Source organism: Natronomonas gomsonensis (assembly GCF_013391635.1).
GTDB lineage: Archaea > Halobacteriota > Halobacteria > Halobacteriales > Haloarculaceae > Natronomonas > Natronomonas gomsonensis_A.
The window spans coordinates 351,551-364,318 of sequence record NZ_JACAWU010000001.1 but is presented as its reverse complement, the minus strand read 5'-3'; the positions used below and the strand labels follow the sequence as shown (position 1 = coordinate 364,318).

The 12,768-nt window shown below is 63.1% G+C and carries 12 protein-coding genes; 2 read left to right on the top strand and 10 right to left on the bottom strand.

Annotation, left to right across the window (positions count from 1 at the left end; translation table 11 throughout):
• Positions 1-10 precede the first annotated feature (10 nt).
• From HWX69_RS02135 to HWX69_RS02090, 10 genes are all read right to left on the bottom strand, one after another.
• Positions 11-946: a hypothetical protein gene (locus tag HWX69_RS02135; RefSeq protein ID WP_178915420.1), complete on the bottom strand. Its 936-nt coding sequence runs from the start codon at positions 944-946 to the stop codon at positions 11-13.
• Between the two features lie 91 nt (positions 947-1,037).
• The gene (locus HWX69_RS02130; RefSeq protein ID WP_178915419.1) at positions 1,038-1,811 is read right to left on the bottom strand and encodes an ABC transporter ATP-binding protein; all 774 of its coding nucleotides are present in this window, start codon (positions 1,809-1,811) and stop codon (positions 1,038-1,040) included.
• Positions 1,808-2,596, bottom strand: coding sequence for an ABC transporter ATP-binding protein (locus HWX69_RS02125; protein ID WP_178915418.1), 789 nt, complete (start codon positions 2,594-2,596; stop codon positions 1,808-1,810). The genes HWX69_RS02130 and HWX69_RS02125 overlap by 4 nt, the downstream gene beginning before the upstream one ends.
• Positions 2,593-3,819 carry a branched-chain amino acid ABC transporter permease gene (locus HWX69_RS02120; RefSeq protein ID WP_178915417.1) on the bottom strand — a complete coding sequence of 409 codons (1,227 nt, stop codon included), beginning with the start codon at positions 3,817-3,819 and terminating at the stop codon, positions 2,593-2,595. The genes HWX69_RS02125 and HWX69_RS02120 overlap by 4 nt, the downstream gene beginning before the upstream one ends.
• A 2-nt stretch (positions 3,820-3,821) precedes the next feature.
• Positions 3,822-4,694, bottom strand: coding sequence for a branched-chain amino acid ABC transporter permease (locus HWX69_RS02115; RefSeq protein WP_178915416.1), 873 nt, complete (start codon positions 4,692-4,694; stop codon positions 3,822-3,824).
• Positions 4,694-6,154 carry an ABC transporter substrate-binding protein gene (locus HWX69_RS02110; protein WP_178915415.1) on the bottom strand — a complete coding sequence of 487 codons (1,461 nt, stop codon included), beginning with the start codon at positions 6,152-6,154 and terminating at the stop codon, positions 4,694-4,696. Before HWX69_RS02110 ends, HWX69_RS02115 begins: the two co-directional genes overlap by 1 nt.
• Before the next feature lie 170 nt (positions 6,155-6,324).
• Entirely contained in the window at positions 6,325-7,404 is a 1,080-nt protein-coding gene (locus tag HWX69_RS02105; protein WP_178915414.1) for a PGF-CTERM sorting domain-containing protein, read from the bottom strand.
• A gap of 129 nt (positions 7,405-7,533) precedes the next feature.
• Complete coding sequence (locus HWX69_RS18090) at positions 7,534-8,664, bottom strand: PGF-CTERM sorting domain-containing protein (RefSeq protein ID WP_178915413.1); 1,131 nt, start codon at positions 8,662-8,664, stop codon at positions 7,534-7,536.
• Positions 8,665-8,783: 119 nt separating this feature from the next.
• The gene (locus HWX69_RS18085; RefSeq protein ID WP_178915412.1) at positions 8,784-9,881 is read right to left on the bottom strand and encodes a PGF-CTERM sorting domain-containing protein; all 1,098 of its coding nucleotides are present in this window, start codon (positions 9,879-9,881) and stop codon (positions 8,784-8,786) included.
• Between the two features lie 104 nt (positions 9,882-9,985).
• Positions 9,986-11,080: a PGF-CTERM sorting domain-containing protein gene (locus HWX69_RS02090; RefSeq protein WP_178915411.1), complete on the bottom strand. Its 1,095-nt coding sequence runs from the start codon at positions 11,078-11,080 to the stop codon at positions 9,986-9,988.
• A gap of 178 nt (positions 11,081-11,258) precedes the next feature.
• Between HWX69_RS02090 and HWX69_RS02085 the strand changes: the two genes are divergently transcribed.
• Both HWX69_RS02085 and HWX69_RS02080 read left to right on the top strand, forming a co-directional pair.
• Positions 11,259-12,053, top strand: coding sequence for a hypothetical protein (locus HWX69_RS02085; RefSeq protein ID WP_178915410.1), 795 nt, complete (start codon positions 11,259-11,261; stop codon positions 12,051-12,053).
• Between the two features lie 107 nt (positions 12,054-12,160).
• A complete protein-coding gene (locus HWX69_RS02080) occupies positions 12,161-12,694 on the top strand; it encodes a 50S ribosomal protein L16 (RefSeq protein WP_178915409.1) in 534 nt (177 codons plus the stop codon).
• Positions 12,695-12,768 lie beyond the last annotated feature (74 nt).

Below are 12,768 nucleotides of genomic sequence, written 5' to 3'. Positions count from 1 at the left end.
CCTTGGCTTTTCATAACCGTCGAGCGCCGAGCGCCGCGAGTGCGATGGAGACGACGGCGACGGCACCGACGACTGCGAGCGGGTCCACGCCGAAGACGGTCGACGCCGACGGCGGGTCACTGTTCGGTCCGCTCTCGGCTTCGGTCGGCGTCGGTGTCCGTGTGGCCTCGGGTGTCGCAGTGTCCGTCGGCTGCGCCGTCGTCGTCGGTTGTGCGGTGGCTGTGGCGGTCGGCTCCGGTGTCGCTGTCGGAGCGGCTGTCGGCTCCGGTGTCGGTGTGTCGGTCGGTTCCGGCGTTGCCGTCGGCGTTGGCTCCGGAGTCGGCGTCGGGTCCGACGGCGCAGGTCCGAGTTCCTGCCGTGCGTCGTCGTCGCTCTCACACCCCTCACAGAGCCCGAAGTAGTGTGACTGGTCGGTGAAACTGACGTTCCGGTCGCCTCGGGATTTCCCCTCCACGAGCACGGCCGACTGGTACCACCCCTCCGAGTCGGCGTTCCCAACACAGCCCTGCAGTTCGAGTTCCAGTTTGTCACCCTGTCCGTAATTCGGTTGGTCTTCGGTGTCGAACTGGAACTCGACGGCGCTGCCGTCCCACGTGGCGTCTTGGACCTCGTACGCCTGGAACTGATAACCGCTCTCCGTCGATTTGTTCACGCCGAGTTCGTAACTTCCTCCTCCGACGAACCCGCCTTCGCAGTCGTTCAGGTTCGCGCCCTCGATTTGGAACACGATTCGGTCGGGGTACGCGAGGGCGGGGGAACTATCGAACTTCTCGGCCAACTCCGCCGACAGTAGATAGCTCGTTCCGTTAGCACTGGGCGTACGGTCGCTCGGCGTCGTGGTGAAATCCGTCGGACTGCCGCCGTGGTTGGCGCCGACGCCGGCGGGCAGCAGCCAGAGGGAACACACGACGACGAGAAGGAGGGTGAGTGTCGTTTCGTGCTTCATTAGCGTACCCTGTCAACGGAACGAATAAAACGTTTCGACAGTTGTCGGTTTATTTTCGCTGGAGCGCTCTCGGCCCGAGCCGAAGGCGGGATTACCCGCCGAGGTAGGACTCGCGGATGTAGTCGTCGCCTTTCAGTTCGCCGGGTGTCCCTTCACGGACCACGTCACCGTTCTCCAGCAGGTAGATGCGGTCGGCGTGTTTCAGCGCGAACGTCACGTTCTGCTCGGTGAGCATGATGGTGACGCCCTGTTCCTGGATGGGGTCGAACGCCTCGGCGATGTCCTTCAGGATGACGGGCGCGAGGCCGAGCGTCGGCTCGTCGAGGATGAGGAGGTCAGGGTCGCCCATCAGTGCTCGTCCGATGGCGAGCATCTGCTGTTCGCCGCCGGACATCGAGCGGGCGTTCTGCTCGCGACGTTCGTCGAGACGCGGGAACAGGTCGTAAACGAACTCCTTGCGCTCTTCGATGACGGCGTCGTCCTGCAGGTAGCCGCCCAACTCGAGGTTGTCCTCGACGTCCATGTACCCGAAGAGGTCCCGTTTCTCGGTGCAGTGAATCATCCCCTGCTCGACCAGCGCGGTCTGGCCGACGTTCGAGACCTCTTGGTCCCGGTAGCGGACGCTACCGTCGTACGGCAGGAATCCGGAGGCAGTGTTGGCGAACGTGGTCTTGCCGGCACCGTTGGGGCCGATGAGCGAGACGATTTCGCCCTCCCGAACGGTGAGGTCCAACCCGCGTAGTGCCTGGACCTTCCCGTAGGACACCGAGAGGTCTTCGGCCTCGAGCACCGGGTCGGGCGTCGGTTGGGTGTCCGTGGCGGGCTGGAATTCGCTTTCGAAGTCGTCCGTGCTATCCGCACTCATATCTCATCACCACCCAGGTAAGCCTCTTGAACCTTCGGGTCGTTCTTGATTTCGTCCGGGTCTCCCTCGGCGATTTTCGACCCGAACTGGATGACGAACGCCCGGTCGATGAGGTTCAGCAGGCCACGCATGTTGTGGTCGACGACGATGAGCGTCATGCCGTGCTGTCGGAGCGACTCCATCACCTCCGAGAGCTCCTGAACCTCCTTCCCGGAGAGACCGGCGAAGGGCTCGTCGACCAACATCACGTCGGGTTGAGTTGCAATCGCCCGACCCAACTCCAATTTCAACATCCCGGCGTGCGGGAGTTCCGAGGGCGTCTGGTCGAGGACGTCACCCAACCCGACGCGTTTTGCGATTTCGGTAGCGAGGGCTTCGCTCTCGCCGCCGACGCCCGCGAGGGTGAACAGTTCGTCGGGCGCGAGTGCCAACTCGATGTTCTTGACGACGGTGCGGTCTTCGAGGGGTGCGAACTCCTGGAACGTTCGGGCCATCCCCTTTTTGACCATCTCGTGGGCGGGGATGCCGGTCACGTCTTCGCCTTTGAAGTAGACGGTGCCGTCGGTCGGCGGATACGTCCCCGTGACGGAGTTGAACGTCGTTGACTTCCCGGCGCCGTTCGGCCCGATGAAGCCGAGGATTTCGCCCTCCTGAACCGCAAAGGAGAGGTCGTCAACGGCGACCAGTCCACCGAACTCCTTCCGCAGGTCGTTGGCGACGAGGATGCCGTCGTCGGGGCCGTACGAGCGGTTTTCGACGTCGGCTCGTTCGCTGTCAGTGCTCATTTGTTATCACGTCCGATGATGTCGTTGATTTCCTCGCGGTACTTCTGGATGGTACTCTGGACGGGTGAGTTCCCGCCGGTCGGTTCCGGTTCGGGAACCTCCTCGCCGCGGTAGCGTGCCCGCATCCGACGGCCGCGCCGAATCGCTTCGGGCACGACACCGTCGGGGAGATACACCAACACCAGCATGGCGAGCAGGAACGTCGGAAGCGGATCCAGCGCGGCGAACTCGATGCCGAGAATCGGAATCGTGAACGTGAGCGCGTTGACGATTTCAGTCGTCAGTGCGAACAACAACGCACCGGCGACCGCGCCGACGATGGTCCCCATGCCGCCGATAATCGCCATGATGATGACCTGGATACTGAGGTCGATTCGGCCGGGGCCGAGCAGGTTCTCGGTGTTCGGGAAGCCGCCGGCGTGGACGAACATCGCGCCGGCGAAGCCGCCCACTGCGCCCGCGAGGACGAACGCGAAGATTTTGAACTTCGCGGGGTTGAGTCCCGAGGAGCGCACCGCGTTCTCGTCTTCACGAATCGCGGTGAACACCGTTCCGGCGGAGGAACGAGTCACGGCGTAACAGACGGACAACACGATGAGGAACGCGGCGAAGGCGGTGTAGTACCGCCCGAGCGCCCACGACATGTTGCCGCTCACTGTCACCATCGCGTCCTGTGCGAAGCCGACGATTTGAGGTGGCTGGGTCGGAAGCCCGCCGGTCCCACCGAGGCCCTGCGGGGCGAACAGCGGCAGGTTCTCGCTGAACAGGATGAACGTCTGGTACAGCAACAGCGGCGCGATGAGTGTGACGAGCGAGAGGTACGGCCCCTCGAGTCGCAGTGCGGGGATGCCGATGAGCAGTCCGCCGAGCGCCGCAACCACGGTCGCCAGCACGATGCCGACGATGACGGGAAGGCCGTGCTGTGTCGTCACCACTGCGCTCCCGTAGCCGCCGATGGCGAAGAAGAACGCGTGACCGAAGCTGAGTTGGCCGGTGTACCCGGAGACGACGTCCCAACTCATCGCGAACATCATGAAGAACAACACGGGTCGGAAGGCGTCGAGTTCCAACGGTGTCAGGAACACCGGGAACAGCCCCAGTAGCACAATCGCGTACACACCGATTCGGTGTCGGAGCGTCAGCTCGCTGAACTGGAGTTTCTCTTTGACCGCCTCGCGACGCCGTTCCTTGGTGTTGCCTTCGAAAGGTGTTTTCGTAGCCATTGTTATTCTCCAGCCTCCCGTCCGAACAGTCCTTCGGGCTTCACGAGCAGGAACACGAGCAGCAAGACGAGCGAGGAGATGCCCGCGAGCTGTGAGCCGCCCGGTGCGAACGTGACGGTGAACGTCTCGAAGAAGCCGATGATGTAGGCGCCGACGACGCTACCCTTGATGGAACCGAGGCCGCCCAAAATGACGATCGCGAACGACAGCACGAGCGGTGCCGGCGGTTCGATGGACATGAGCCACGACCCGCCGCCGAGACTGCCCGCGAGCAACACGCCGGCGTAGCCGGCGAAGGCGCCCGCCAGCACCCACGTAATCAGGTTGATGCGCTCGGAGTCGATGCCGACGAGCGAGGCGCCCTTGTCGCTCATGCTGACCGCGATGATGGCGCGCCCGGTCCGCGTGTAGTTGACGAAGTAGAACAGCGCGCCGATGAGCAGCCACGACGTGGCGAAGATGAACACGTCGTTGGCGAAACTGCTCGAACCGATGACGGGGTCGACCGGAATGTTGAGCGGGTCGATGTTCAGGATCTCACGGCCGAACACCCGGACGAAGTACATCATGAAGAAGCCGATGACGAACGTGAGAATCAGAATCGTCACCGGGCGCGTCCGGACGTAGCGGATGACGCCCATGTACGTCGCGCCGCCGATGGCAGCACCGACGACGGTGCCGGCCAAGAGGCCGACGAAGATGGGTAATCCGAAGTATCCGGAGGCGATGTACGCGCTGAACGCACCGAGCGTGATGAACCCGCCGTGGGCGAAGTTCAGGATGCCGCCGACGCCGAAGATGAGCGTAAAGCCGATGGCGATGACGGCGTACAGTGCGCTGATGAACGTTGCTGCGAGTATCGTGTCGAGAACCATTAGTTACTCACCCATCCTGGAACCGTTTTGTCCGCGCTCTTGTTCTGTGGCGGTGCAAAGGAGTGCATCGTCCCGTAATCCTCGCGGACTTCGGGGTCCATCTGCCACTGCTGGAAGACGGGGACGCCGGTCTCCTCGATTGAGGTCCACTGTGGTTCGTGGGCGTAGGTTGCGTCCGCGGGCGTGAACTGGAACTCGTTGAGAACCGTACTCCCCGAGAACGTGCCGTCTTCGAGGTACGGAATCAGCGTGTCGCTGTCCGGAATCTCTTCGAGTTCTTCGCCCTCGACCGCGGCCGTAATCGCCTGTTCGGCGAGGGTAATCACGTCGTAGGTGAGCGCTCCGCTGTAGATGGGAACTGAGTCCCACTTCTCGCGATAGGCCTCGACGAACGGCTGGGTCTCTTCGGTGTTCGAGGTCTGGGGCGTCATCGCGTTCATGCTGAACACGTGTTCGACGTTGCCGCCAGTGGATTCCCAGTAGCTGAACGCCTGACTGGGGACGTGGATGCCGCCGAACTCGAAGTCGCGTTCTTGCTGGGCCCATTGGTTGACGGCGGTGGTCCCGATGAGCGCCATCCCGACGATTGCCACGTCGCAGTCGTTGTCCTCGATTTCGTTGAACAGCGGCGACCAGTCGCTGACGCCGCCCGGTCGTTCCGAGACCGGAACCTCGATGACGTCACTGAGGCGCTCTTGGAGTCGGTCGGCGTACGGCGTGAACTCGCCGAGGTTCTCGGTCAGAAGCGCGGCCTTCTCCCAACCGTACTCGTCTTTGTTCCCCTCGACGAACTCCAACATCGCGTCGGCGAGGTCGAGCAAGTGCAGCGGTCCGGCGCGGAAGTGGTACTTGAACCGTTCGTACTCGGCTTCCCCGCCCTCGCCGGTGATGTCGTCGTTGGTCTTCGAGACCAACTTCCCGGCGCGGGGGTCGGCCGAGGCGCTGGTGATGTGGATGGTCTCTTGGTTGGCGATAGACGGGAGCGTCTGCAGCAGCGCCGATCCGAGGAAGATGCCACAGGTCATATCGCAGTTCTCCTGTTGGACGAGCCGTCGGTGCTCGGATTGGGCCTTCCCCGGCGACACTTCCGTGTTGCCGAGTTCGACGTTGACCGTGGCACCGAGGATGCCACCGTTGTTGTTCAGTTCCTCCGCCGCCTGTCGGGCACCGTTCCACATCGAGCGCCCGAGCGGGAGGTTCATCGGTGCGAGAACGCCGACGTTCAGGGTCTGTCCCGAGAGAACGCCGTCGCCACCTCCCTCGCCGTTACCGTTGCCATTACCGGGTGGGACATCGTCGCTCTGTCCGCGGAGAGGGAACCCGGGTGCGGGGTTCTCCGGCGACTGACAGCCGGCGAGACCGGCGGTCAGCGCACCGGCCCCTCCGTACTTCAGTATCGAACGCCTGTCGAGCCGCCCGTCTTCTTCATCACTCTGTTCGTTAGCTGGCAGGTCTGCCATGTGTGTCCTCAATATTTAACAGGTGCAAATGTGTGTTGTGCTGGTGTTGTCCGGCCGTTTAAGACGGATACGGCGAATCGACGGTCCATTCATCAGGGAAGAACTGTCAGATTCGGTGGAAAAAGCCGGTACAGACGGTGCGTCCACTCGACTGTAGCTGTCGAACGAAGCTACGTCCGCCTGCTAACGAGGAGTGCGCTGGCAAGCAACGCGAGGACGGCGACGGCGGGGCTGAAGCCGGGGCCGGCACCGGCGGTCGGCGTCATGTTCGTATCGCCGTTGCCCCCACCGCCGGTGTCGGCCTCGGTCGCCGTCGGCGCTGTGGTGTCCTTCGGCGGGGCTGTCGACTGTGGCGTGTCTTCGGGTGGGTCCGTCGGTTCGGGAGTGTCTTCGGACGCTTCGGTGGGCTCGGGGGCGGCGGTGGCGTCGGGGGCCTCCGTCGGCGTTGGCGTGGATTCCGGCGTCGTGGTCGGTTCCGGCGTGGCGGTGTTTTTCGGCTCCTCTCCCGGCGGTGGGCCGAGTTGTTCGCGGGCCTGCTGTTCGTTGTCGCACTCACAGACGTAGAGGTAGTTCGAGTTCACCTTCACGCCCGCGGTGCGTGCGCCCGATGACGGCTGTTCGCCGGGACCGTTGTCGGCGACGGTGCCGTTGAGGAACCCTTGGACCTGATACCAGCCGGGTTCGCTCGTCACCGTCAGGCAGGTACCGTCCTGAGAGCCGGCGCCCTGTGCGGCGACGATGGCGTCTTCGGGGGCCATATACGGCGGGTCACCGGCGAAGTCGCTGAAGTCGTACAGTTCGATGGTGATGCCGTCGTCACGGAAATCGACGTTCTTCTGTCGTTGGACCAAATCCTCGTCGACTTGGGTTCCGTCGTTGTTGCCCCCGCGGTCGATGCCGAACGCCTTCGTGTTCGGGATGTCGCAGTTGGAGTAATCTATCCACTGGGCGTCGATGATGACGTAATCGAGGAAGACGCCCTCCTCGGCGTTGAGTTCCTCGAAGGCCTCCGCGCCCGAGGCGAAGTACTCGATGCTGCCGTTGGCCTCGTTTTGGTCGCCTGGGTAGTGGTCAGTCGCATACGGGAAATTCACCGTGAGATTCGCCTCTCCGTCGAAGTTCGCTGCCTGGTCTTTGGTGTGTTCGTCCGCAGCGGCGGGTCCCGCTGCGACAGTGAGAACCGAAACGCCCGCGAGCGTCCCCGCGATGACGAGGATGGCGAGCGACGTGGCACGTCTCTGTCTACGCATTCGTCGGAACGCTGTATTGACTCGACGCTAACCGTACTGCAGTGTATTCGAGGCAGTTTATATCCCCGCGGCGGGAGAACCGGGCGCTTGACCCGAATATACGGCGCGATAAAACAGGTAATGGTCGGGTTATCGCCGTCGATTCGCGAGTAGCGCGCTGCCGAGAAGTGCGAGGATTGCGACGGCGGGGCCAAAGCCGGGGCCTTCGCCGGATGTGGGCGTCATACCGGTGTTGCCACCGCCGCCGTCGTTGCCACCGCCGCCGCCGTTGTTGGACTGGGTTGCAGTGGGTGCTGTCGTCTCCTCGGGCGGATCTGTGGGCTGTGGCGTATCGTCCGGTGGGTCGGTTGGTTCGGGTGTAGATTCCGGTGGTTCGGTCGGTTCGGGTGTTGCGGTGTTGTCGGGGGCCTCTGTGGGCGTCGGCGTCGAGTCGCTGCTCTCCGTCGGGGTCGGCGTCGAGTCGCTGCTCTCCGTCGGGGTCGGCGTCGGGTCGGGGTCCTCGTTCGGCGGCGGGCCGAGCTGTTCGCGGGCTTCCTCTTCGTTGTCACACTCACAGACGTAGAGGTAGTTCGACTGCAGCCGGAGTCCCTTCTCCTCGGCGTCCTCGGAGGGTTCCTCGTCGGGGCCGTTGTCGGCGACGGTGCCGTTGAGGAACGCCTGCAGGCGGTACCAGCCGGGTTCGCTGGTCATCGTCAGGCAGGTGCCGTCCTGTGAGCCGGCGCCCTGTGCAGCGACGACCTGGTCTTCGGGGGCCATGTACGGCGGGTCACCGGAGAAGTCGCTGAAGTCGTAGAACTTGATTTCGATGCCGTCGTCGAGGAAGTTCGTGTTCCGCTGTTTCTGAACGAGGTCCTCGTCGAATTGGGTACCACTCAGACTGCTGTCCCGGTCGATGCCGAAGGCCTTCGTGTTCGGGATGTCGCAGGCCGAGTAGTCGATCCACTGGGCGTCGATGATGATATAGTTGAACCAGACGCCCTCCTCGGCACCGACCTCGTTGAACGCCTCCGAGCCGACGGCGTAGTACTCGATACTACCGTTTTCTTCGTTCTGGTCGCCGGGGTAGTGGTCGGTCGCGAAGGGGAGATTGACCGTGAAGTTCGCGGCATCCGTCTTGTCCGGTGCCTCGTCTCTCGTGACGCTGTCCTGTGCCGCAGCCGGCCCGGCGGCCGCGGCCAATAGCGTGACCCCGGCGACCATCGACGTAATCAGTGCGATGGACAACAGGGTCGCGATTCGTTGTCGATTAGCGGGTCCCATCGAAGGCAACGGCGGACACTACTTTCTTATCCCTAATGCCAGCTATATTCGGGTGTTTATACCACGCACGACAGTAGTGAACGAACTGCTTAATAAACAGAAGAAAACGGATAGAGGAGTTATCGCTGCCGATTAGCGAGCAGCGCGCTGGCGAGCAACGCGAGGATAGCGACGGCCGGTCCGAAGCCGGGGCCACCGCCGGAGGTCGGCGTCATGCCGGTGTTTCCACCGCCGCCACTGTTGCCGCCACCGCCTCCGCCGCCGTTGTTGGCCTGGGTTGCGGTGGGTGCAGTGGTGCTTTCGGGCGGGTCAGTGGGCTGTGGCGTATCGTCCGGTGGGTCGGTTGGTTCCGGGGTGTCCTCAGGTGGGTCAGTGGGCTGTGGCGTGTCGCCGGGAGCCTCGGTTGGGTCGGGGGTGGATTCGGGCGTCGCGGTCGGTTCCGGCGTCGGCGTGGGTTCGGAACCGCCCGGCGGCGGGCCGAGCTGTTCTTCGGCTTCGGCGCGGCTGTCACACTCACAGACGTAGACGTAGTTCGAGTTGACGTTCACACCGACGAACTCCTTGTCTTCTGGCTCACAGTCGGGATTGCCTTCTTCATTACAGCCGGTCGCGATACTGCCGTTGGTGAACGCTTGAATCTGATACCAGCCGGGTTCGTTGGTGACGGTGAGACACGGGCCGGAGTTCGACCCGGCACCCTGTGCCGCGACGACGGCGTCCTCGGGGGCGAGATACGGTGGGTCGTTCGCGAACTCACTCCAGTCGTACATATCGATGGTGATGCCATCGTCCCGGAAGTCGGTCTTTATTTGGTGTTCGACGAGGTCCTCGTCGATGTTCGTCCCCGTGTTGTTGTTGCCACGGTCGATACCGAAGGCCTTCGTGTTATCCGTCGTACACGCGGAGTAGTCGATCCAGTCGGCGTCGACGATGACGTAGTCCACCCAGATGCCCTCCTCTGCGCCTTGGTCGTTGAACGCGTCAGCACCGGCGGCGAAGTACTCGATGCTGCCGTTTTCGGTGTTCTGGTCGCCGGGGTAATGGTCGGTCTTGAACGGGAGGTTCACCGTAAAGTTCATTTCCTCGTCGAAGTTCGGTGATTCATCTCTGGTGTGTCCGTCGGCGGCGACGGCGCCGGCGGTCGCACCGATTGCGACCATCGACACGACGACGAACGTCGCCAGCACCGTCGCGGCTGTCTGCCTTGCGCTGTGCATGTAGGTACGACTGCAGAATCACCGCTCCTAACGCTGTTGCTGGCTATTCGCTGGGGTTTATAATAATTGTTAACGCCCGGTAGGAACCGGAAAACGAGTGGCGTTTATCTGCGGCGGATGACGACGAGGGCGCTGGCGAGCAGTGCGAGGATGGCGACGGCGGGGCCGAAGCCGGGACCTTCGCCGGCGGTCGGCGTCATGCCCGACGAGTCGTCGTCCGACTGGGCCTCGGTGGTCTGTGGCGCGTCGGTGGACTGCGGCGTGTTCTCGGGTGCGTCGGTCGGTTCGGGTGTGTCTTCAGCGTCCGAAGTATCGTCAGGCGTCGGTGTTGGCTCGGGCGTCGCGGTCGGTTCCGGCGTCGCCGTCGATTCGGTCGTGTCCTCGGGCGTCGGCGTAGGTTCCGGGGTTGCGGTCGGTTCCGGCGTGGCGGTGGACTGAGTGTCCTCGTTCGGCGGCGGGCCGAGTTGTTCGCGGGCTTCTTCCTCGTTGTCACACTCACAGACGTAGAGGTAGTTCGAGTTCAGTCTGAAGCCGGCCTCCTCGGCGTTCTCGGAGGGCTCTTCGTCGGGGCCGTTGTCGGCGACGGTGCCGTTGAGGAACCCTTGGACCTGATACCAGCCGGGTTCGCTGGTGACGGTGAGACAGGGGCCGTCCTGGGAGCCGGCACCTTGAGCGGCGACGATGGCGTCTTCGGGAGCCATGTAGGGCGGGTCGTTCGAGAAATCACTGAAGTCGTATATTTCGATGGTGATGCCGTCGTCCCGGAAGTCGACGTTCTTCTGCCGCTGGACGAGGTCCTCGTCGGTCTGTGTGCCTTCGTTGTTGTTGCCGCGGTCGATTCCGAAGGATTTCGTGTTCGGCGTACTGCACTCGGAGTAGTCGATCCAGGGTGCATCGATGATGACGAAGTCGGGATACAGTCCCTCCGCGGCACCGACCTCTTCGAAGGCGTCGGCGCCGGAGGCGAAGTACTCGATGCTGCCGTTGGCTTCGTTCTGGTCACCCGGATAGTGGTCGGTCGGCGCCGGGAGCACGACCTCGAAGTCGGACTGTTCGGTGAGGTCTTCGGCTTCGTCTTTCGTGTGGTCGCTCGCAGCAGCCGGCGCGACGGCCGCGCCGAACAGCACGACGCCTCCGACCATCGTCGCGACGACTGCGATGGAGAGTAACGTCGCACTCAGTTGTCGTCTCTGGCTCATCGTGTGACGTTCTCGTGAGCCAACATATACAGTTGGCGATATGAGCCACTCATGTGTGGTCTCTTATACCGTGACTCGCTCTGTCACGGCCCCGGGTACCCGCTGGTCGAACCGATTCGAACGAGGTGGATGAGAAGAGTTAGTAACGCCTATACGCGGGGCTTTCGTCCCTCCGCGTATGCAACGACGATGGGCGGCGATATACATCGCCTTCTTCCTCGTCATGGCCGCCAGCTCCTATTCGGTGATGGCGGTGGCCGAGGAACCGACTATCGATGTCGAAGGGGACACCTTCCAGCAGGGAGACACCGTCGAATTTGGCGGCACGACCTACACGTTCACCGAAGTGTCGAACGGGAGTGCGACCGCCGAATACAACCAAACGAACCAACAGGAGACGACGTTCGGCAACAACACCGTCGTCGAGTACGACGGCGACGAGTACAACGTCACGACGGCCGCGGGCGAGCAGTCGTTCACGCTCGTCGAGGAGTTCGACGTGCCGACGCTGCTCGAAAACGACCCCGAGGTGGACAACAGCACCTACACGGACGACGACGGCACCGAGTTCGTCCGCTACCGCAACGGGACGACCCAGCCGGTCGACGAGTACCTCCCCGAACCGAACCGCGAGAGCTTCGCCGTTGGCGACACGATACAACACGACAACACGTCGAAAACCGTCGACAACGTCACCGCCTCGGAGGCGGTCCTCACGTGGGAGGAGACGTCCACGGAGTCGATCGAGTTCGCCGAGGGCGACACCACGGAACTCGATGGAACGCAGTACGTCTCGACGTTCGACGGCGGTGACACGCTCGTGTTGTCGACCGACGTCGAGGGGTACGAGGCCGGCCTCGACAACCAGGACTACTTCCAGGAGCGCATGTCGAGTCTCACGTACATCATCGTTTACGCGCTCGGCGCCGCGTTCCTCCTCGGTGCGGTCGCGTTCCTCCCGCATCGCGGCTGACTGACGACACCCGTTTTCGCCGCTCGTCCGTATCACTACGACACACCGTCCCACGTCGGGTCGGCTTCGAAGCCTTTATCCACGGACTCAACCACATCTGACGTACTATGAGTGACAAGCCCGCCTCTATGTACCGGGACATCGACAAGCCCGCGTACACGCGACGGGAGTACATCACGGGCATCCCGGGGTCGAAGGTCGCCCAGTACAAGATGGGTCGAATCGACGCCGAGCCCGACGACTACCCGGTCCAGATTAGCCTCCTCGTCGACGAGGAAGTTCAGATTCGACACGGCTCGCTCGAGGCCGCGCGCCTCTCGGCGAACCGCCGAATGCTGAAGGAACTCGGTGAGGGCGGCGACTACAAGATGATTCTCCGGAAGTTCCCCCACCAGGTCATCCGGGAGAACAAGCAGGCGACCGGCGCCGGCGCGGACCGTGTTTCCGACGGGATGCGACAGGCGTTCGGGAAAATCGTCGGCACGGCCGCCCGGATTCCGAAGGGCGAACGGCTCTTCACCGTCTGGTGTAACGCCGAAGACGCCGCCGTGGCGAAGGACGCCTTCCGTCGCGCGTACAACAAGATCTCCCCGCCGTGCACCATCCGAGTCGAGCGCGGCGAGGAACTCCTCATCGCGTAAGGCGGGCTTTCTTACGTTCTCCCTCCTCGGCGAGCGACCGCGTTTTCCCAGTCAAACCACCGCTTACAAGCGCC